This window comes from Xanthomonas sp. BRIP62418 (genome assembly GCF_003993495.1).
GTDB classification, from domain to species: Bacteria; Pseudomonadota; Gammaproteobacteria; order Xanthomonadales; family Xanthomonadaceae; genus Xanthomonas; species Xanthomonas euroxanthea.
In genome coordinates, this window is record NZ_QEZG01000051.1 from 58935 (window position 1) to 80219 (window position 21285).

Genomic DNA, 21285 nt, shown 5'->3' on the forward strand with positions numbered 1-21285 from the left:
GCTCCGCACAGCATCGCCATCAAGCGCGAGGCCATATCGGGGAGAGGGGTCCATGACACACCGTACTGCACCGTTAGTGCGCCATCCGCTGGCGGCTGCCTTGTTGGTGGCCACCATCCTGCCGGGCGTGGCGTTCGCGCAGACCGCCAAGGAAAAGGCGCTGGAAGCGCGCATCGCCGAGCTCGAGCGTCAGGTCCAGCTGCTGGTGTCTGCGCAACAACAGCAGCAGGGCCAGATCACGCAGACGCAGACCCAGGTGACCGAGGTGCGTGCCGCACAGGCGCAGGCACCTGCCGCGCCGGCGGTGCCGGCCGGCAAGCGGCCGATCCAGCTGACCAGCATCACACCCAATGCAGCGGCGGGGACGACGTTCCGCTACGGTGGTTTCATCAAGGCCGACTTCATGACCACCCGCACCTCCGACGGCGCATTGCCCGAAGGCGCGGTGGGGCGCTACCTGTACATCCCGACCCAGACGCCGGTCGGTGGCCAGGCCTCGAGCACCGACACCGACTTCCACGCCAAGTTCTCGCGCTTCAACCTGGGCGTGGACACGGTCACCGAAAACGGCGACAAGATCACCGGCTTCATCGAGCTGGATTTCTTCGGCAACGCGCTGGCCAACCAGGTCAACAATCTATACGGCGGCACCCTGCGCCACGCCTACGTGAGCTGGAACAACTGGCTGGCCGGCCAGACCTGGTCCAACTTCATCGATTCCACGATCCTGCCCGAGGCGGCCGACATCGTCGGGCCGACCGACGGCGCGCTGTTCAGCCGCCAGACCCAGATCCGCTACACCCGCGGCGCCTTCAGCGTGTCGGCGGAAAATCCCGAGACACTGACCACGCCCTACCAGGGCGGCAACACCATCCTGGCCTCGGACCACGGCGCGATGCCGGACCTGACCGCGCGCTACAACTGGAAGGGCACCTGGGGCACGTTCGGCCTGTCGGCGATCGCGCGCCAGTACCGCACGCGTAGCGCGCTCACCAACGACACCGACTTCGGCGGCGCGATCGCCGGCGGCGGCCGCTGGATCATCAACGCCAATAACGATCTGCGTTACCAGCTCAGCTACGGCGAAGGCCTGGGGCGCTATCTGGGCCTGGGCAACGGCTCGGATGTGGAGATCGACATCGACGGCAACATCCAGACCGTCAGCACGATCGCCGGCTGGGTGGCCTGGCGCCACGACTACAACGCCAAGCTGCGCAGCACCATCATGTATTCGCGCGTGAACTACGACCACGACATCGCCAACACCGGCGCGCTCGCGAGCAAGTCGCAGCAGAGCATTCGCGCCAACGTGTTCTATTCGCCGCTGCCCAAGGTCGATGTGGGTGCGGAGCTGATGTACGGCCGCCGCGAAGCCGAGAACGGCGACAGCGGCGACATTTCGCGCCTGCAATTCACCACCAAGTACAGCTTCTAGTTTTTGCCACTGGCGGCCCGCTCCACTGCGGTGGAACGGGCAAGGCCACCGTCGTTTTACCAGCGCTCTACCAGGAGACAGACAATGACCGTCTCGAATGACGCACTGATCGCCAAGATCGATGCCAATCCGAAGTACCACGCACTCAAGCGCCAGCGCAACACGCTGGGCTGGACCCTCACCGTGCTGATGTTGCTGGCCTATTACGGCTACATCGGCCTGATCGCCTTCGACAAGGAATTCCTCGCCAAGCCGATGGGTGAAGGCGTGACCTCGATCGGCATCCCGATCGCGATCGGGGTGATGGTGTTCACCATCGCCATCACCGCCATCTACGTGCGCCGCGCCAACAACACCTACGACCAGCTGACCGCGCAGATCCTCGAGGACGCCCGCAAATGAGCAAGTATTCGCGTCTTCTCCTGATCCTGGCCGGGCTGCTGCCGGCCGGCATCGCGCTGGCCGCCGGCGGCGACATGGGCCAGGTCGACAAGCAGCCCACCAACTGGGTGGCGATCGGCATGTTCGCCTTCTTCGTGCTGGGCACCTTGTGGATCACCAAGTGGGCGGCGGCCAAGACCAAGTCGGCCTCCGACTTCTACACCGCCGGCGGCGGCATCACCGGCTTCCAGAACGGCCTGGCGATCGCCGGCGACTTCATGTCGGCGGCCTCGTTCCTGGGTATCACCGCGGCGGTGATGGCCAATGGCTACGACGGCCTGATCTATGCGATCGGCTTTCTGGTCGGCTGGCCGATCCTGACCTTCCTGATGGCCGAACGGCTGCGCAACCTCGGCAAGTACACCTTCGCCGACGTGGCCGGCTATCGCTTCGCGCCGACTGCCATCCGCAGCTTTGCCGCGTCGGGCACGCTGGTGGTGGTGCTGTTCTATCTGATCGCACAGATGGTCGGCGCCGGCGCGTTGATCAAGCTGCTGTTCGGGCTGGACTACTGGGTGGCGGTGACCCTGGTCGGCGTGCTGATGATGGTCTACGTGCTGTTCGGCGGCATGACCGCCACCACCTGGGTGCAGATCATCAAGGCGGTGCTGCTGCTGACCGGCGTGACCTTCATGGCCGTGGCGATCATGTGGCACTTCAACTTCAGCTTCGAGGCGCTGTTTGCCGAGGGCGTGCGGGTGAAGACGGCGATCGCGGCCAATGGCGGTGCATCGCCCGAGGATGCGGCCAAGGCGGGCCTGTCGATCATGGGGCCGGGCGGTTTCGTGAAGGACCCGATCTCGGCGATCTCCTTCGGCATGGCGCTGATGTTCGGCACCGCCGGCCTGCCGCATATCCTGATGCGCTTCTTCACCGTTCCCGATGCCAAGCAGGCGCGCAAGTCGGTGCTGTGGGCCACCACTTGGATCGGCTACTTCTACATCCTGATCTTCATCATCGGCTTCGGTGCGATCGCGCTGGTGCTGACCAACCCGCAGTTCGCCGATGTCACCACCGGCACCATCCACGGCGGCAAGGGCGCGGCCAACATGGCGGCGGTGCTGGTCGGCAACGCGGTCGGCGGCAACGTGTTCATGGGCTTCATCTCGGCGGTGGCCTTCGCCACCATCCTGGCGGTGGTCGCAGGCCTGACCCTGTCCGGTGCCTCGGCGGTGTCGCATGACCTGTATGCCACGGTGATCAAGAAGGGCAACCCGGCGCCGGGTTCGGAGCTGAAGGTCTCGCGCGCCACCACCCTGGTGCTGGGCGTGATCGCGGTGCTGCTGGGCATCGTGTTCGAGAAGCAGAACGTGGCCTTCATGGTGTCGCTGGCATTCGCCATCGCCGCCTCGGCCAACTTCCCAGTGCTGATCCTGTCGTTGTTGTGGAAGAACTGCACCACCCGCGGTGCGGTGGTCGGTGGCTTCCTGGGCCTGATCTCCTCGCTGGTGCTGACGGTGCTGTCGCCGTCGGTGTGGGTGGACACGCTGGGCAATGCAGCCGGCTCGGCGCCGTTCCCGTACACCTCGCCGGCGCTGTTCTCGATGACCATTGGCTTTGTCGGCATCTGGCTGTTCTCGATCCTGGATCACAGCCCGCAGGCCGCCAACGAACGTGCCGCGTTCAAGGCGCAGCAGATCCGTGCCGAAACCGGCCTGGGTGCCAGCGGCGCGTCGGGTCACTGACGTACAGTCACTGAGCAGTCGCAAAACGCCGGCCTAGTGCCGGCGTTTTGCGTTTTGGCCAAGGCTGGCAGCGGGCAGCGCCTGTGTTGCCACGTCCCTACGATCGTCTTCTGACGCGAAAGGCGGGGGTATCGGTCGACCGCGCGCACCGCGCCGGTGCCGGCAGCGATCCAGCATCGTGACGACCCGTGCGCAACGCCCCGTCAGACCTCGGTGCGCTGGCGTCCGACGCGCTGCGCGCGCATGCACGACAGCGCTGCGTCCTCGCGTGGCATCGATGCGATCGCATCGTCCGCTTCGTTTTCCACGCAATGCCTGCGCGATCGCGAACAACCGCAACACCAGCGAAGAAATTAAGTCATCTAGGGTGACTAAATTGGCGCACAAGCCGAACGCTGATCACGCACGGCTTGGCCTCACCCCCGGTATCGACCGGCTGGCGAGTGCGCTGCAAGCGAGTCCGCCGATTGCGTCGACCTGTCGGCTCTCGTCCATCCCTTGCCCTTGCTGCACCTACGAACCGGGACACAGAGACCATGCCGACCACCCTCGTTCCACATCCCCTGGCCCGTGCCTGCCGCCTGCTCGGCGTGCTGGCCGTGCTGGCGGCCATGCCGCAACTTGCTGCGGCATCCTGTGGCAATACCGCCAACAAGATGGCGGAGATCCTCAACGACAAGTTCACCGCCGATACCCTGGTGCTGGCCCACCGCGGCCTGTGGGGCAAATACTCGGGCGATCCGGCGATTCCGGAAAACTCCAGCCGCGCCGTGCTCAATGCCGACGTGCAGTGCATGGACGGCGTCGAGCTGGACGTCAAGGTGACCCAGGACGGCATGCCGGTGCTGAGCCACGACTTCAATCTTGGGCGCACCACCGACGTGTACACCGTCGTCGGGGGTGCCAAGTACAACCCGAGAACCAACCAGGGCGCCAACCCGCTGGTCAGCAGCCTGTCGTTGGCCAACATCAAGCGACTGCACCTGCTCACGCCGGACCGTGGCACCGTCACCGGGTGGGAGATGTACAGCCTGGACGAGTTGTTTGCGTACTGGAAGCGCAACAACATGCAGCTGCCGCTGATCTTCGACGTCAAGTCGGCCGATGGCGTGCGCGCGGTACACACCGCTGCCCTGAAGGCGTTTCCCGATCATCCCGAGCAGGTCGTGGCGATGAAGGTCAACGCCACGTTGTTCCCGCACCCGGCCGCCTTTGTCGGCAACTCCCGGTATGTGCATGCCATCCCGGTCTACACCACCAACATGCTGGCGAAGATCGATGTGCCGGCCAGTCGCGTCGAATGGCAGCGTTATGCCCACACGCTGGAAATCAACGTCAAGCAGGACGATGGCCTGTTGCAGGGCCAGAAGAACGCAGCGCGTGCCGAGGGCAAGCGCATTGCCATCTTCCAGGCCATTCCCGATGGCCCGGGTGCCGGCGAGTTCATCAGCAACAACGGTTCGTGCTGCTACCGATTGTCGCAACTGTATTCCTCGTACCAGGGCAAATCCGATACCGCAGACCACCGCGGCGATATCGGTTTCCTGATGTCGCAGCGGTTCGGGCTGATTACCACCGACGACCCGAAGTCGACCATGCGCACGCTGAAGATCAACGGGCGGCGCATTTCGCATTACGCCCCGTAACGCCTTGACGGCATCCGGTGCGGCCGAGGTTGCCGCACCGGATGGCTGGCAAGCGTCAATCGCCGCTGTTTCGGAGGGAGATGTCATGTCCAGGTCATTCAACGTTTCTGTGGGTCCTGCACGCGCGAGGCGCTGCGTCTTGCTGCTGCTGGCTGCCTGCATGATCACGCAGGCTGCCATTGCGTCGCCGGCAGACGCAGATGCGGGCAAAGAGGCTGCGCCAGCGGAACAGGCACGCCGCGACAATGCGGACAGCGCCGCTGCGTCCATCGAACGCGCGGTCCTGGCCGAACACGCAAGGCGCCAAGGCCTTGCCGATGATCCGCAAACCGCGGCCCTGCTGCGCGAGGCGGCCGATACCGTGCTTGCGCAGGCCGAGCGCGACCACCTGCTGCAGAGCGTGACGGTGTCGCAGGCCGCTATCGCAAGGCGTTTTGCCGAACGGCCGGGCGACTTCGACGAATTCCGGCTCAGCCATGTCTTCATCGCCGAACAGCCCGAGTCGGCGCCGCGGCGCAGTCATCCATTGAGTCAGGCGCAGGCCCTGGAGCGTGCGCAGATGCTGCGCCGTCGTATCGCGCGTGGAGGCGATTTCGCCCGACTGGCCGCCGAGGAATCCGACGATGGTGCCACTGCCGCCGACGGGGGGCAGCTGTCGTCGATGTTCGGCCTGTACCTGGACACCCCTTTCGCGGCGCCGGTGCGTGCGCTGGCGGTGGGCGAAGTGTCCGGCCCCGTGCGCGGCCCCGGCGGCTATCACCTGATCCGCCTGGAGGAAAAGCACACCGCCACCCTCGACACCGTGGGCGGGATGATCGAAGCGCAGCTGCGCGAAGAACTGCGCGATCGCGCCATCGCCCAGCTGGTGCGGGACCGCTCTGCGCAAGCGGCGGGTCTGGCGTCCTCGGAGCAGGGCCAGCGCAGCGCCGAGGCGGATGCACCGCGGATCCGGCAATGAGCGGGAGCGGCGCGCCGTTCCGATGGCTGCTCCTCGTGGCGCAGGCGCTGGCCTTGTCAGCCTGTGGTACCGGAGCGCGGCAGGACTTCCAGGCCGAAGCGACGCTGCAGGCCAGCGCTGCAGGAACGGGGCGCAGCAGCGCCGCTGCCGCGCCAGGCGCGCTTGCCGCGGCGTCGTATGCGCGCGCGCAGGCCTATCGCCGCTGCGCCATGCTTGCCGAAGCGCCGGCGGCGCCGTCCGTTGGCGATGCGGACCCGGCGGAGCCTGGCGCGCGCGCGGCGGTGTCGCAACGCGCACGCGACCATGCTGCCCGGCTGAAGGCGTGCCAGCACGTGGGCGAAGGCGAGTACGCGCAGGTGGACCAACTGCTGCGTCAGGCTGCCGCCGGCGGCAATACCGACGCGCAGCTGGAATTGCTGCGTCGACGCGCCGGCCTGCTGCTGGAGCGCCAACCCGCCATCGCCGAAGACGGCAGGCCGCAACCGCTCTCCCGGTCCGATCGTGCCGAGGCCGAGCAGGTGCTGGCCGACCTGGAGACGATGGCGATGCAGGGCAACCGGGCGGCGATGCCGGTGCTGGATCAGTTCGTGTCCTCGCCGCTGCTGGCGAGCGCCGAGCCGCTGTACGGCGATGCCTGGCGACTGGTGGCCCAGCAGCCGTTCGGACATCCGCTGCCACCTGCCGCCCCGCTGCGCGGCGAGGAGATGTTCGAGGAGATGGATGCCGCCACCGAGCAGCAGGTGGTGATGCTTGCACGGGAGCTGCATGCCAGCTGCTGCGCGCGCTGACGCAGCCTCCGCGCCGGGCAGGCTGCCGTAGCGCCAGCGGCAGGGCGAGGACGCACGGCGTGCACGGCAGGCAGCGTCGCTGCCGGCGCGCGCACTAACGGAAGTAGCGCGCCTTCAGTGGCAGCGTGGCTGCCCCGATCGCGCAGGCGTCGGCCGGTGCCTCGGCCGGCAGCAGCACGGGCATCGGCCTGGCCTGGCCGCGGCGCGGCAGGTTGTCGATCTGTACGGCGGCGATCAGGCGCCGGGCCAGGTCGGCCGGCAGGCGGCCGCCGAACACGATCGCTTCCGGGTCGCACACCGCAGTGATCGCCGAGACGATCAACGACACCCCCGGCGCACTGCGTGCGATCCAGCGTTCGATCGCCGGCCAGCGCGGGTCGTAGGCGGCCAGCAGGCTGCGTACATCGGCAAACACCACGCCGTCGTCGGCCAGCAGTTCGCGCAGCAATTCCAGCGTGGCGCGTTCGAGCTTCTGCGCCGGCAGCATGCCGGCGAATTCACCGGCATTGCCGCGCGCACCGCGCATGACCTGGCCGTCGATGACCAGGCCACCACCGAACCCGTAGCTGAGATAGAGATAGGCAAAATCGCGGTGGCGACGGCCCACGCCCAGCATCGCTTCGCCGGCGGCGGCCACGCTGCCGTCGTTGTCCATCCACACCGGCTGCGCGCAGGCCTGCGCCAGCCAGGGCGCCAACGCGAACTCGCCAAGCGCGCGCAGCGGTTCGGGCGGATTGATGCGCCCGTCCTCCCCGGTGAAAAACCCGCTCATGGCCAGCCCGATGCCCAGCCGCGGCCCCGCCGCGTGCTCCAGGCCTGCCAGCAGCGCCGCATCGCCGGCCTGCAGCTGCAGCAACACCGCATCCGCACTGCGTGCGTCCAGCGGCAGCTCGCTGACCGCCAGCACCTGGCCGGTGAAATCCACCAGCGCCAGGGTCAGCGCATCGGTGGCGATGGACACGCCCAGGGTGTGGCCATGCGCCGGATTCAACGACACCGCCACCCCCGGCTTGCCGCGCCCGGCACGTGCCACGCCGCTGCCCATGTGGACCATGCCGCGCGCCTGCAGGCCTTCGATCAGGCGCACCGCGGTCTGCACGGTCAGCCCGGTGCCGCGGCTGAGGTCGGCGCGGGTGAGCACACCGGCCAGGCGCAGGCGGTCGAGCATGTCGCGCTCATTGCGGCTCAGGACGGGGAAATGCGGCGAATGCGGCGGCAATGCGACAGCAGCAGTGGACGGCATGGCGAGCGGTGGCACGGGGGACGCGCCAGTCTACCCGCTTCGGCTGAAATAATTAATTCACAGTAAGTTATTAAATTGGCGGCCTCTGCCATCTGCGGTCATCCCATGTCACGTTTGCGTACCCGCCCATGTCCCCGCCTCGGCCTGCTGGCCCTGTGCATGAACGCCAGCCTGGGCGCCCATGCTGCCGCGCCGGCCAGCGACACCACCCCGGTGCAGCTGGACGCGGTGCAGGTCTCCGGCCAGCATCTGTCGATCCGCCAGGCGATCGGCGCCAAGCGCGAGGCCGCCGTGGTGTCCGACGGCGTGGCCGCCGACGATATCGGCTCGATCCCCGACTTCGGCCTGGGCGAGGCCCTGCAGCGGGTGCCGGGCGTGTCAATGGTGGTCAACAACGGCCGCGGCGAGGCGCAGTTCATGAGCCTGCGCGGCTTCAACCCCGACTACAACAACGTGCTGATCGACGGGGTGGCGCTGCCGTCCACCGAAACCAGCCGGCGCGTGCAATCGCTGGACGTGATCCCCGCCTCACTGGCGCAACAGGTGGACATCTACAAGAGCTTCAACGCCGACATGGACAGCAATGCCATCGGCGGCATCGCCGCGCTGCGCACACGCAGCGCCTTCGATCACGACGGCCGCTTTGCCACCGTGCGCGCCAACCTGGCCGATTGGGAAAACCGCCGGCAGCTGCAGGGCAGCACCCCATCGGGCCAGGTGCAGGGCAGTTTCAGCGACACCTTCGGGCCGGACCAGCGCTTCGGCGTGGTGCTGTCTGCCGACTACTTCCGGCGCGATTCGGCGTCGTTGAATACTGCCATCGACAGCTACAGCTATTACGCCAACGGTGTGCGACAGACCCTCACGCCCGGTCTGGATCCGGACGGCCTGGCGATCGCACCGGACCGCTTCCGCCCGCTCAGCTACGACAACCTGCGCCAGCGTCGCAGCGTGTTCGGCAAGCTCGAATACGACGACGGCCAGGACGTGAGGCTGGCCTTCAGCGCCGGCACCTTCGAGCACGGCAACGACGAGCAGCGTCGCTCGCAGTGGATCAACCGCGTCGGCAATGCCACGATCACCGACGCCGGCAACGGCCGCTACGCGCAGGGCAGCGCGCAGGTGGATGCCAACCATTTCGACCAGACCCGCACGCTGCGCTACGCGCAACTGGGCGGCAGCTTCCGGCTCAATCCGGAAGGGCATGTAGACGCATTGCTCAACCGCGCCACCGGCAAGTACCGGCAGGACACCCGCGAGGACGTGTTCAGCGCCGCCGCTTCCCCGCGGCTGGGCTTTGCGTATGCGCTCGGCGACGACACGCGCCCGCGCATCGCCCCGGTCGACCCGGGGTACTACGGCAATGCGGCCAACTACACCCAGCAGTATTTCTTGACCCGCGTGGAAAAGAGCAGCACCGACACGACGACGTTCAAGCTGGACTACAGCCAGAACGCCGATGCCGATGCGCGCGGCTGGGGCATTCGTGGCGGCCTGCAGTACCGCGACCTGCAGCAGCGCTACAACCTGGATGAAGTCCGCCGCAATCCGGCCGGCCGCGTGAGCCTGGCGACGATCGGCACCGACGATGCGCGCATCTGCCCCTACGCCGAAGTGGGCTGCCTGTTGTTGATCGACCCGGCCAGGGTCGCCGCCTTCGCCGCCGCCTCGCCAGGCGCCTACGTGCCGGCCAGCACCAATGCCCGCAACAGCGCGATCAGCGATTTCGGCATTGACGAGCGCAGTGGCGCCGCCTATGTCATGGGCACCTGGCATGGCGAGCGCACGCTGGCCACGGTCGGCCTGCGCAACGAATACCTGCAGCGCGCCGTACGCAGCGCGGTGCCGCAGCCCTTGAACAGCACCAGCAACTACGTGCAGCAATCGGCCGACAGCGACCGCCGCTTCCTGCTGCCTTCGGCGAACCTGGCCTGGGACATCACCCCGGCAGTGAAACTGCGCGTGGCCGGCAGCCGCACCATCGGTCTGCCCACCTACGCCGACATCGGCCAGAACAGCAGCCCGGTGGTCGATGCCACCGGCTTGGCCATCAATCGCAGCATCGCCAACCCGCTGCTAAGCCCCCGTCGCGCCGACAACCGGGACCTGTCGCTGGAATGGTACCCGGACCGCGATTCACAGCTGTCGTTGGCGCTGTTCCACAAGCGCATCGGCGATGAAATCGTGCGCCTGACCAGCACCGACACCCAGCGCGACCCCGGCGGCCTGGTCGGCAGCTATCAGGTCACCACCACCCAGGCGATCAATACCGGCGATGCGCAGGTGCAGGGCATCGAATTGACCGCCATCGACACACGCTTCGATTTCCTGCCCGGCGCCTGGTCCAACCTGGGCGCGATGTTCAACGCGACCCTGCTCGACCCGCGTACCGCCGATGTGCAGATGGCCGACGGCACGCGCCGCGCGCTGCCCGGCCTGATGGAATCGCCCAGGCGCAGCGCCAATGCCTCGCTGCTGTACGACATCGGCCGGTTCAGTGCGCGCGTCAGCGCCAACTACACCGGCCAGCAGCTGCTTTCGGCCGCCACCGACAACCGCGTCAACGACCGCTATTACGACGCGATCACCAGTTACGACGCGCAGCTGGCCTGGAACTTCAGCAAGCAACTGCGCCTGACCGTGCAGGGCCGCAATCTCGCCAACGCGCGGCTGACGCGGGTGATCGGTGCCGACCGACAACTGATGCGCGAGCAGCTCGACAACGGCCGCGCCTATTACCTGGGAGTGGACTATGCGTTCTGACCGCCGCGGCGCATCGGCGCCATTGCTGGCAGTGCTGGCAGTGCTGGCAACACTGGCCGGCAGCGCCAGTGCCGACGATGCCGCAACTCCATCGGCAGCCACGCCCTTCGTGCCGATGGAGACCCTCGTCAGCGGCGACTGCTGGGGCCAATGGCCGGACGATGTGCTGGCGGCGGCGAGCCGCTGCAAACCGGCCGAACACAATCGCATCGCCTTGCAGGTACCAGACGATGCCGATGGCCCGGCACGCGTCGGCATCGATGCCAGTGCCTGCCGCGGCGCGCGCTGCGCCGGCCTGGCGCAGGTGCTGCAGGCCGCGCCCACCCAACGGCTGCTGCTGCGCACGCCACCTGCACGCATCGACGCAGTGCTGGCCGCCTTGGATCACGCCCATGCACGCGAACGCGTCAGCATCGAACCGCTGGTGCAGCCGGTGCCGGCGCCTGGCGCGCCGATCACGCTGGCGCCGGGCATCCGCTACTGGCGGCAGGCCATGCGCGCACCGCAACCGGTGATGCTGCATATCGCCGAGATCGATCTTGCCACCCCCGGGCTGCAACTGGTCGGCACCTCTGGCGAGCGCAGCGGGGGCGGCGAGTTCCTGGCCAAGCCGACCACCGCGTTCGTGCGCGACCGCGGCCTGGCGCTGGCGATCAATGCCGATTACTTCCTGCCGTTCGAGGGCGGGCAGTTGTTCGACAAGGCCTTCGTGCCGGCGGCAGGGCAGGGCGTCACTGCCGAAGGCCTGGCGATCGAGGCAGGGCATCTGGATTCGGCCGCCGCCACCAGCGATGCACGCGTCAATGCGGCGTTGTGCGTGAGCGCGCGCAATGCGGTCAGCATCGTGCATGGCAGCTGCCCGCCGGGCACCCGCCTGGGGGTGGGGGCCGGCCCGCTGCTGCTGCGCGACGGCAAGCGCCAGCGGCGCGAGGCCAGCCGCGCCGAGTACTACGACGGCCCCGAGCCGCGCAGCGCGCTGGGACTGGATCGCGCGCGCAGGACGCTGTGGATGGTGGTCGCCGACGGCCGCCAGCCGGGCTATAGCGCCGGCATCACCCTGGACGCGCTGACCACGGTGCTGCAGCAGCTTGGCGCCACGTCCGCCATCAACCTGGACGGCGGCGGCTCCAGCACCCTGGCCGCGCGGGTGGATGGGCGCGTGCGCGCACTCAATCGCCCCATCCATACCGGCATCCCGGGGCGCGAACGCCCGGTCGCCAACCAGCTCGGGGTACGCATCGCGCCACGGCCCTGAGCGCACGCGGGCGGCGCGGTACCATTGGCGGTTTGAACCACGGTCCGCGCCATGAAGATTGCCTCCTGGAACGTCAACTCGCTTAACGTGCGCCTGCCGCACCTGCAACAGTGGCTGGCGGACTTCGCGCCGGACGTCGTGGGCATCCAGGAAACCAAGCTGGAAGACCACAAATTCCCGGATGCGGCCCTGGCCGCGCTGGGCTACCGCAGCGTGTTCTGCGGGCAGAAGACCTACAACGGCGTGGCGATCCTGTCGCGCTCGCCGGCACTGGAGGTGCAGATGGGCATCCCCGGCTTCGATGACGTGCAGCAGCGTGTGATCGCCGCCACCGTCGATGGCGTGCGCATCATCAATCTGTATGTGGTCAACGGCCAGGATGTGGGCACCGACAAGTACGCCTACAAGCTGCGCTGGCTTGAGGCGGTGCACGACTGGATCGCGCAGGAACTGCAACGCCACCCGCAGCTGGTGGTGCTGGGCGACTTCAACATCGCCCCGGATGCGCGCGACGTCTACGCGCCGGAAGTGTGGAGCGACAACCACATCCTCACCTCCACCGCCGAGCGCGGCGCCCTCAACAAGCTGCTGGCGCTGGGGCTGCACGATGCGTTTCGCCAGCATCACGACGATGCCGGCCATTTCAGCTGGTGGGATTACCGCCAGGCCGCCTACCGCCGCAACCTGGGGCTGCGCATCGACCTGACCCTGGTGTCGGATGCATTGCGCGCCCGCGCGGTGGAAGCGGGCATCGATCGCGAACCACGCACCTGGGAGCGCCCCAGCGACCACGCGCCGGCCTGGGTGCGGCTTGCCGAGGCCAGCTCATGAGCGAGCGGCATCTGCGGCGTAGCACGCACAAGGTTGGCGAGGTCACGCTCGGGCCGGTGCACCGGCTGAGCTGTCACTGTGGCGCGGTGCAGATCGATCTGGACCTGCCGCACGGGCTGCTCGATCCGCGCCGTTGCGATTGTTCGATGTGCCGCCGCCGCGGCGCCATCGTCGCCTCGGTCACGCTCGATGGCCTGCATGTGTTGCAGGGCGAAGACGTGCTGCGGCTGTATCAGTTCAACACGCATACCGCGGCGCATTATTTCTGCGGCGTGTGCGGGATCTATACGCATCATCGGCGGCGCTCCAACCCCAACGAATACGGCTATAACGTCGGTTGCCTGGAAGGCGTCAATCCGTATGCGCTGAACATCGCCGTGCCGGTGGAAGACGGGGTTCACCATCCGGCCGATCGGGTTGCGGTCGATGGCTGAAACGGCAACGCCCGGGCAAGCCCGGGCGTTGGGTTCTGCAGCGTTGCGTGTACGTTGTTTAACGCACGCGGCCACGTGTAAACAGGTTGACGATTGCCAGCAGGATCACCGCACCGACCAGCGACCACACGAAGGTCCACAGGGTGATGGCCTGATTGATGCCGCCACCGAACAGGAAACCGGCAATCAGCGCGCCGACGATGCCGACCACGATATTGAGGATGATGCCTTGCTGCGCATCGCGACGCATGATGATGCTGGCCAGCCAACCCACGATGCCGCCGACGATCAACCAGATGATGATGCCCATGTTGCCGAACTCCTCATTCGATTGCACCGGAAGTAGTGCATGGGCGCCATTCAACGCAGACAGGCGTGAAGTGACTGTCGAGCGCGATCACACGCCGCTGCGGGCGTTGTGCTTGGTGCATGCAGCGTGACAGCGTACGCGAGCTGGCACATCGGACCGGTGCAACTGTGGCTGCGTCCGCACCGGCATGGCGAGCGCGGCGAGCCACAGGCGCGCGAGTTGCTGGGCCAGGCGCTGGCGTTGGAACCTGCCCGGGTACCGCTGCTGCGTGACGCGCGCGGGCGCCCGTCGCTGCAACCGGCCTTGCCCGACTGGGACGCCGGCTGGAGCCATAGTGGCGATTATCTGTTGGTCGGCCTGGGCAACCGCGTGCGGCTGGGCGTGGACCTGGAACGCATCCGCGCGCGCCCGCGGCTGCTGGAGATCGCGCAGCGATTCTTCCATGCCGACGAGATCGCACTGCTGGCCGGGCTGGAGCCGGACGCGCAGCAGGCGCTGTTTTTCCGCCTGTGGTGCGCCAAGGAAGCGCTGCTCAAGGCGTATGGGCATGGTCTGTCGTTCGGCCTGCATCGGCTCGCCTACGCGGTGGCACCCGACGGCGCATTGCAGTTGCAATGGTGCGACCCGGCGCTGGGCCAGGCCGCACACTGGCGGCTGCACGAGTGGTGGGCGGCGCCGGACTGCCGCGCCGCACTGGCGTTCCATCCATTGCCGGCCGACTAGGCGCGGCGATCAACGCACTGCATCTCTGCACCGCAGCGCCAGCGCGTTGTCTTGATCGGGCTGCAGCACGTGCAGGCCGTGGATCTGTGCCGTGGCGGCCCGACCACTGTCTCAGGCAGGTTCCGGCCACGCCGCGGCATGCGGCAGGATTGGCTGACGGAACTGCGCCACCCCGTCCAGATCGCGCAAGGTCACCGTCAGCACGCCGGTGCGCGCATCGATCTCCACTTCGCCAAAGAATTGAAATCCTGCCAGCGGCGACAGGTTCGGCGCCGGCGGGGCTTTCTGGAAGATCACCGTCGGCCCGAACGTGGCATCGAGGGCATTGGGGCCGAAGCTGCCGGCATTGAGCGGGCCGGCCACGAATTCCCAGAACGGCTCGAACTGCTGGAACGCCGCGCGGTCCGGGTGGTAGTAATGCGCCGCGCAATAATGCACATCGGCGGTCAGCCACAGCGTGTTGCGAATGCGCGCTGTGCTGATGAAACGCAGCAGCGTGGCGATCTCCTGTTCGCGCCCACGCGGCACGCCCGGATCGCCGTTGGCGACCGCCTCCCAGCGCGCGCGGCCCGCTGCGTCCTGCCCATCGGGGACCTGCAGGCCGATCGGCATGTCGGCGGCGATCACCTTCCATTGCGCGCGTGAACCGGCCAGTTCGCGCTGCAGCCAGGCCAGCTGCTGCGTACCGAGAAACGCTGCGTCCGCGCCCGGCTGCGGCTGCAGGTTGTCGCTGTTGGCGCCGCGATAGCTGCGCATGTCCAGCACGAACACATCCAGCAGCGGGCCGTAACTGATCTTGCGGTAGATGCGACCGTCGCCATCGGCACGCACGCCGCGCATCGGTGCGTATTCCAGGAATGCCTGGCGCGCACGACCGGCCAGCATCCGGATATCGCGCACCTGATAGCGCGCGTCCAGCTGCTTGCCGGGCGACCAGTTGTTGGTGGTTTCGTGATCGTCCCATTGCCAGAGCTGTGCGACCTCGGCATTGAAGCGGCGCACATGCTCATCGAGCAGGTTGTAGCGGTAATTGCCGCGGAATTCGTCCAGCGTTTCGGCCACCTTGCTCTTGGCCGCGGTGGTGAGGTTGCGCCAGCGCCTGCCTTCTTCGACGACCAGCTCGGCCGGGACGGGGCCGTCGGCATAGATGGTGTCGCCGCTGTGCAGGAAGAAGTCCGGGTTGCGCTCGCGCATCGCGCTGTAGATGCGCATGCCGCCGATGTCCGGATTGATGCCGAAGCCCTGGCCGACGGTGTCGCCGCTCCAGACAAAGCGCACATCGCCACGTGCCTGCGGCGCACTGCGCAGATGGCCATGCACCGGCGCGCTCAAGGCGCCGTTGTCGGCATCTTCGAAACGCACCCGGTAGAAGATGTCCTGATCGCGCGGCAACGCGCCCAGATCCACCCGCGCAGTGAAATCGTGCGCCGGCAAGGCCACCGGCCCATCCACGCGACGCGCCTGCCGCAGGCTCGGGCGCGTATCCCATTCCACCCGTAGCCGCGCCGGCCGATCACAGCGGCTCCACAGCATGGCCCGGCCATCCACGACATCGCCGCTCTGCACTCCATCGGTGATCAGCGGCCGCCCGGACGGCGCAGCCAGGCTGCGCGTGGACCAAGCGGTAGTGGCCGGCAGCAACAAACCGGCACCCAAACCTTGCAACACGCGGCGGCGGGCGGGATCGGCGGTGGGCATGGCATCCTCGATGCGTCTGGCAGCGGGCATCCAGATATAGCGCCGCTGTCTTACCGGGGCGTGTCCATGGCGCTGCATGACGCAGCAGGCCAGGCGGCGAGAGGCCGTCACCTCGTTGCGCAGCACGCAGGTGATGGGGTGCGTGGCGAGGGCGTGGAATGGCGGTTCACGCGTGCTGCCGCTGTCGTGGAAGCTCGGCGCAGGGCTGCCGTGGCGGATGGGTGGCGCATGCCGTTGCCATGCTCCGCAGCACACCGCAGGCTCATGCCTCCACTGCGCCGGCCTTGCCGTCTTCGACCACGAAGCGTTTCAACGTCGAGACCGTGGCATCGCGGTCGCGGCGGTCGGAGATGCCTTGCAGGCGGGTTTCCATCCGCCCCGGCGTCAGCGTCACCGAGACATAGCCGCGGGTTTCGCCTTCGGCGTAGTGCACATGCGGATTGAGCGCCATGGTGGCGTGCAGTTCGGCGTTGCTCTGGCCGTCGGAGGTGATCGAGGTGCCGACGAATTCGGTGGCCAGCGTCGCTGAGTCCGGGTCGGCCGGATCTTTCTTCAGGTCGTTCACCCAGTACGAGTGGATGTCGCCGCCCCAGAACACCGGATTGCGCAGCCGGGTCTTGGCGATTGCGTCGAGCATGCGGGTGCGCGTGGCCGGGTAGCCGTCCCAGCCGTCGGTCCAGTGGCCGAATACGCCGTCGCGGCCATGCTGGTTCAGCGGTGCCACCAGCAGATCCTGCGCGATCACGTTCCAGCGCGCGGGCGATCGTGCGAAGGCGCCATGCAGCCAGCGCTCCTGTTCCCAGCCAAGCATGCTGCGGCGTGGGTCGGTGCGTTCGCGGCAGCTGGCGTCCACCACGTGGCCGCCGCGCCAGCCGTTGGCCTGCGGGCAGGGTTGTTCGCTGCGGTACTGGCGCCCATCGAGCACGTAGAAGCGCGCCAGCTGGCCGTAGTCCAGCGCCCGGTAGATGCGCATGTTGGCGCCATGCGGGCGGCTGGCTGCGCGCAGCGGAAAGTGTTCGTAAAAGGCGCGGTAGGCGGCCGCGCGTCGGGCCAGGAAGCTGTCGACCGCAATCGAAGGGTCCTGCGACCAGCGATTGGCGTAATCGTTCTGCACCTCGTGGTCGTCCCAGGTCGCCACGCAGGCGCTGCCGGCGTGCAGCGCCTGCAGGTCGGGGTCGGTGCGGTACAGCGCGTAGCGGTTGCGGTAGCCGGCCAGATCCAGGCACTCGCCGCTGCCGTGCTGGCGCACGATCTTCTTCGCCGCCTCGCCGCGGTTGCTATATTCGTAGATGTAATCGCCGAGGAAGAACACCAGGTCCGGCTGTTCGGCGGCCAGGTGGCGGTAGGCGCTGAAATAGCCCTGCTCCCAGTGCGAACACGACACAAAGCCCAGTCGCGCCGCATCCGGCAACTGGTGCGGCGCCGGCAAGGTGCGCGCGCTGCCGACGGGGCTACGCGCGCCCAGCGCCTGGAAGCAGTACCAGTACGGGCGATCGGCGGCCAGGCCGGCCAGCTCCACATGCACCGCGTGGCCCCATTCCGGGCTGGCCACGGTCTGCCCCTGGCGCACGATGCGGCGCATGCCCGGGTCGCTGGCCACCTGCCAGCGCACCTGCACCGGGGCGCTCAATCCACCGCGTCCATCCGGCTCCAGCGGGCGCGGCGCCAGCCGGGTCCAGATGACGAAGCCGTCGGCCAAAGGGTCGCCGGCGGCCACGCCCAGGGTGAACGGGTCCGGGCTGCCGCCGGCACGTGCGAACGGGCTGAGCAGTCCGGCGGCCGCCAGCCCGGCGCCAGCGATGAGAAGACGGCGCCGGCCGTGATCCACGGCGGCAGGGGCGTCGCCGGGGCCGGGCAGGGGCGATGCGGAGGATGGGGCGATCAAGGACATGGACACAACACGCAATCAGGCGGACGCGACCATGGTGCGACGGGCGGATGTCCGTTCGATGGCAGCGGCACTGCCGTGGCTGCCGGCGCAGGCTCGCGCGCACCATCGACCATCGACCATCGACCATCGACTATCGACCGATGGCAGATGGCAGATGGCAGATGGCAGATGGCAGATGGCGGACGGCAGACGGCAGATGACGGACACGGGGTGTGCCACCGCGGCGGTTGATCCTGCCCACAGGGATGCGCATGCGCCGGTGCAGCCGCCGCTGGCGTGGCTGCAGGCCCTGCGGCATCGCCAGACCTGGACATGTGTGCTGGGCAGGTTCAAGTACGCCAGCTTCCTGCCCACGCGCCGCGTATCGCCACCATGCGCGGTACGCGTGCACCTGCACGCCGGCCAGCTGCGATAATCGCGGCATGAACGATGCCGCACTTGCCCCCGATGTAGCCGCCGCACTGGCGCATGGCCTGCAGGCCCAATCCCTGGATGCGGACTTTGCCGCGCCGTTGTTGCGCTATCTGACGCTGCTGGTGCGTTGGAACAAGACCTACAACCTCACCGCCGTGCGCGACCCGCGCGAGATGGTCACCCGCCATCTGCTCGATTCGCTGGCCATGCAGCCCTACATCGCCAGCGGCACCTTGGCCGACCTGGGCACCGGCCCCGGCCTGCCCGGCATCCCGCTGGCGATCACCCGCCCGCAGCTGCAGGTGACCCTGGTGGAAAGCAACGGCAAGAAGGCGCGCTTCATGCGCGAGGCGCTGCGCCAGCTGGCGCTGGGCAACGCACGCGTGGCCGAGTCGCGCGCCGAAGCGCTGGACGAACCGGCCGCCTACGACCACCTCACCGCGCGGGCGCTGGATACGCTGGCCGGCATCATTGAGGTCGGCGGTCACCTGCTGCGCCCGGGCGGCAGCCTGCTGGCGATGAAGGGCATCTACCCGCACGACGAGATCGCCGCGCTGCCCCCCGGCTGGACGATGGCCGAGGTGCATCCGCTGCAGGTGCCCGGCCTGGAGGGCGAGCGGCATCTGGTGGTGGTGCGCAAGGCAGGCTGAAACGGTCGGCCCGTCCGGCCGCGCGCATTCGTCCCCCAATCCCCGCGCTGGGACTTCCGGCCCATGGCAGCTGCCGTCCGGGCTGCCATGATCGAACGTTCGATCCGAACGCAGGCCGCCCGCACGTGACATCTCCTCTCGCCGCCGCACTTTCGCTCGCCCTGCTGGGCGCAAGCTTCGCCGCCACCTCGGCGCAGGCCGCCGCACCGGCACCAGTGGCGCCTGCCACGCTGACCACCGAGCGCCCCGCCGATGCGCGCTTCCGCGCCATCTACGAGAAAGAGTGGCGCTGGCGCCAGGCCGAGACCGGCCAGGCCGACGAAGACAGCGACACCACCGGCGACAACACCCATCTGCCCGATGTCGGCCCGGCCGCGCAGCAGGCGCGCCTGGCGGTATGGGACGACGTGCTCAAGCAGCTCGACGGCATCGACCCGAAACAGCTCTCGCCCAGCAACCAGGTCAACTACGCCATCTACCGCCCGCAGGTGGAAAACCTCGCCGCCGAAGTGCGCCTGCGCCTGTACGAGATGCCGTTCAACTCGGACAGCTCGTTCTGGTCCAACCTGGGCTTCATGGCGCAGCGGCCGATGAAGACTGCTGCCGAGTACCGCGCCTATATCGCGCGCCTGAACGATGTGCCGCGCTACTTCGACCAGCAGACCGCCAACATGCGCGCCGGCCTGGCGCGCGGGTTCAGCGTGCCGCGCGCGGTGCTGGATGGCCGCGACGTTTCCATCGCCACCGTGGCCGATGTCAAGGATCCCACCGTATCCAGCTTCTACGCCCCGTTCAAGCAGCTGCCGGCGCAGATCCCCGCCGCCGAACAGGCGCAGTTGCGCGAGCAGGCCAAGGCCGCGCTCAGCACGGCGGTACTGCCGGCCTACGCCAAGCTGCTGGGCTTTTTCCGCAACGAGTACATGCCCAAGGCGCGCACCACGCTGGCGGCCGAAGCGCTGCCCGACGGCAAGGCGTTCTATCGCCAGCAGATCCGCGAATACACCACGCTGGAACTGACCCCGGAGCAGATCCACCAGATCGGCCTGGATGAGGTGGCACGCATCCAGGCGCAGATGGACGCGATCATCCGGCAGGTCGGTTTCAAGGGCAGCTTCGCGCAGTTCCTGAGCTTCCTGCGCACCGACCCGCAGTTCTACGCCAAGACCCCGCAGGAACTGCTCGATCGCGCCGCGTGGATCTCCAAGCGCGTGGACGGGCAGGTCGGCAGGTTCATCGGCACGCTGCCGCGCGGGCGCTTCACCATCAAGCCGGTGCCGGACGATATCGCCCCGTTCTGGACCGCCGGCCGCGGTGGTGCCACCACTTACTGGGTCAACACCTACAACCTGCCGTCGCGGCCGTTGTACAACCTGCCGGCGCTGACCTTGCACGAATCCTCGCCCGGGCATTCGCTGCAGGGCTCACTGGCGCTGGAGCAGGGCGACCAACCGGCGTTCCGCCGCGAAAACTACATCTCCGCCTATGGCGAAGGCTGGGCGCTGTACACCGAGAAGCTCGGCCAGGAGATGGGCATCTACGAGACCCCGTACGAGGAATTCGGCCGGCTCACCTACGAGATGTGGCGCGCCTGCCGGCTGGTGATCGACACCGGCGTGCACCACGACGGCTGGAGCCGTGAGCAGGCGCTGGCCTACCTGCGCGACCGCACTGCGCTGAGCGAGCACGAGGTCACCACCGAGGTGGACCGCTACATCTCCTGGCCCGGCCAGGCGCTGAGCTACAAGCTGGGCGAGATCACCATCGTCAAGCTGCGTGCCGAGGCTGAGAAAGAACTGGGCGACCGCTTCGACATCAAGGCCTTCCACGACGCGGTGCTGAAGCAGGGGTCGGTGACCTTGCCGGTGCTGGAGCAGCAGGTGCGCGCCTTCATCGCCGAGAGCAAGTCACGCCCGGCCGCCGCCAGGCCAAACGCCGCCGCCCCCTGATCCTGCACAACGGTCCGCTCCACGTAGGAGCGGACCCGGCCGCGACGCCCGTCCCGACCCTGGCACCGCCGCGGCCTGGAACATCCAGGTGACCGCTGCCGGCGACCGGCCATCCACACGCTGTGTGCGTGCAGCCGGCATCCCGGCGTGATGCCATTGGTCCGACCCCGACCC

At 67.9% G+C, this 21285-nt stretch carries 17 protein-coding genes; 13 read left to right on the forward strand and 4 right to left on the reverse strand.

Annotation, left to right across the window (positions count from 1 at the left end; all coding sequences use genetic code 11):
* Positions 1-52 precede the first annotated feature (52 nt).
* The 6 genes from EO174_RS20345 to EO174_RS20370 all read left to right on the forward strand — a co-directional run bounded on the left by EO174_RS20345 (position 53) and on the right by EO174_RS20370 (position 6953).
* Positions 53-1435 (forward strand): DcaP family trimeric outer membrane transporter, encoded by a 1383-nt coding sequence (locus EO174_RS20345; protein ID WP_164739709.1) that lies wholly within the window; start codon positions 53-55, stop codon positions 1433-1435.
* 84 nt (positions 1436-1519) lie between these two features.
* Positions 1520-1837, forward strand: a complete 318-nt coding sequence (locus tag EO174_RS20350) for a DUF485 domain-containing protein (protein ID WP_104585619.1) — start codon at positions 1520-1522, stop codon at positions 1835-1837.
* The gene (locus EO174_RS20355; protein ID WP_104585622.1) at positions 1834-3561 is read left to right on the forward strand and encodes a cation acetate symporter; all 1728 of its coding nucleotides are present in this window, start codon (positions 1834-1836) and stop codon (positions 3559-3561) included. The genes EO174_RS20350 and EO174_RS20355 overlap by 4 nt, the downstream gene beginning before the upstream one ends.
* Before the next feature lie 611 nt (positions 3562-4172).
* A complete protein-coding gene (locus EO174_RS20360) occupies positions 4173-5207 on the forward strand; it encodes a glycerophosphodiester phosphodiesterase family protein (RefSeq protein WP_232087986.1) in 1035 nt (344 codons plus the stop codon).
* A gap of 160 nt (positions 5208-5367) precedes the next feature.
* Positions 5368-6165: a peptidylprolyl isomerase gene (locus tag EO174_RS20365; RefSeq protein ID WP_164740279.1), complete on the forward strand. Its 798-nt coding sequence runs from the start codon at positions 5368-5370 to the stop codon at positions 6163-6165.
* On the forward strand, positions 6162-6953 hold the full coding sequence (locus EO174_RS20370) for a hypothetical protein (RefSeq protein WP_126947022.1): 792 nt from the start codon (positions 6162-6164) through the stop codon (positions 6951-6953). Before EO174_RS20365 ends, EO174_RS20370 begins: the two co-directional genes overlap by 4 nt.
* A gap of 94 nt (positions 6954-7047) precedes the next feature.
* On the opposite strand, the gene EO174_RS20375 is transcribed toward EO174_RS20370, so the two are convergent.
* Positions 7048-8196, reverse strand: a complete 1149-nt coding sequence (locus EO174_RS20375; protein ID WP_126947054.1) for an ROK family transcriptional regulator — start codon at positions 8194-8196, stop codon at positions 7048-7050.
* Positions 8197-8355: 159 nt separating this feature from the next.
* Here EO174_RS20375 and EO174_RS20380 point away from each other — a divergent pair, with 159 nt between their 5' ends.
* From EO174_RS20380 to EO174_RS20395, 4 genes are read left to right on the forward strand one after another with little or no spacing between them, the layout of a single operon-like run.
* A complete protein-coding gene (locus tag EO174_RS20380) occupies positions 8356-10959 on the forward strand; it encodes a TonB-dependent receptor (RefSeq protein ID WP_241240050.1) in 2604 nt (867 codons plus the stop codon).
* Positions 10949-12214, forward strand: coding sequence for a phosphodiester glycosidase family protein (locus tag EO174_RS20385; protein ID WP_126947027.1), 1266 nt, complete (start codon positions 10949-10951; stop codon positions 12212-12214). The genes EO174_RS20380 and EO174_RS20385 overlap by 11 nt, the downstream gene beginning before the upstream one ends.
* A gap of 51 nt (positions 12215-12265) precedes the next feature.
* Positions 12266-13045, forward strand: a complete 780-nt coding sequence (gene xth / locus EO174_RS20390) for an exodeoxyribonuclease III (protein ID WP_126947030.1) — start codon at positions 12266-12268, stop codon at positions 13043-13045.
* Entirely contained in the window at positions 13042-13479 is a 438-nt protein-coding gene (locus tag EO174_RS20395; RefSeq protein WP_104585639.1) for a GFA family protein, read from the forward strand. The genes xth and EO174_RS20395 overlap by 4 nt, the downstream gene beginning before the upstream one ends.
* A 58-nt stretch (positions 13480-13537) precedes the next feature.
* Here EO174_RS20395 and EO174_RS20400 read toward each other — a convergent pair whose 3' ends face one another.
* Positions 13538-13789 carry a GlsB/YeaQ/YmgE family stress response membrane protein gene (locus EO174_RS20400; protein ID WP_016901812.1) on the reverse strand — a complete coding sequence of 84 codons (252 nt, stop codon included), beginning with the start codon at positions 13787-13789 and terminating at the stop codon, positions 13538-13540.
* Between the two features lie 126 nt (positions 13790-13915).
* On the opposite strand from EO174_RS20400, the gene EO174_RS20405 reads away from it, so the two are divergent.
* The gene (locus EO174_RS20405; protein WP_115678099.1) at positions 13916-14512 is read left to right on the forward strand and encodes a 4'-phosphopantetheinyl transferase superfamily protein; all 597 of its coding nucleotides are present in this window, start codon (positions 13916-13918) and stop codon (positions 14510-14512) included.
* A 111-nt stretch (positions 14513-14623) separates the two neighbouring features.
* Here EO174_RS20405 and EO174_RS20410 read toward each other — a convergent pair whose 3' ends face one another.
* Positions 14624-16210, reverse strand: a complete 1587-nt coding sequence (locus EO174_RS20410; RefSeq protein WP_126947033.1) for an alkaline phosphatase D family protein — start codon at positions 16208-16210, stop codon at positions 14624-14626.
* A 262-nt stretch (positions 16211-16472) separates the two neighbouring features.
* Positions 16473-18101, reverse strand: a complete 1629-nt coding sequence (locus tag EO174_RS20415) for an alkaline phosphatase D family protein (protein ID WP_126947036.1) — start codon at positions 18099-18101, stop codon at positions 16473-16475.
* A 422-nt stretch (positions 18102-18523) separates the two neighbouring features.
* Between EO174_RS20415 and rsmG the strand changes: the two genes are divergently transcribed.
* Positions 18524-19165 (forward strand): 16S rRNA (guanine(527)-N(7))-methyltransferase RsmG, encoded by a 642-nt coding sequence (rsmG, locus tag EO174_RS20425; protein WP_126947042.1) that lies wholly within the window; start codon positions 18524-18526, stop codon positions 19163-19165.
* A 125-nt stretch (positions 19166-19290) separates the two neighbouring features.
* Positions 19291-21111 carry a DUF885 family protein gene (locus EO174_RS20430; RefSeq protein ID WP_126947045.1) on the forward strand — a complete coding sequence of 607 codons (1821 nt, stop codon included), beginning with the start codon at positions 19291-19293 and terminating at the stop codon, positions 21109-21111.
* Positions 21112-21285: the final 174 nt, after the last annotated feature.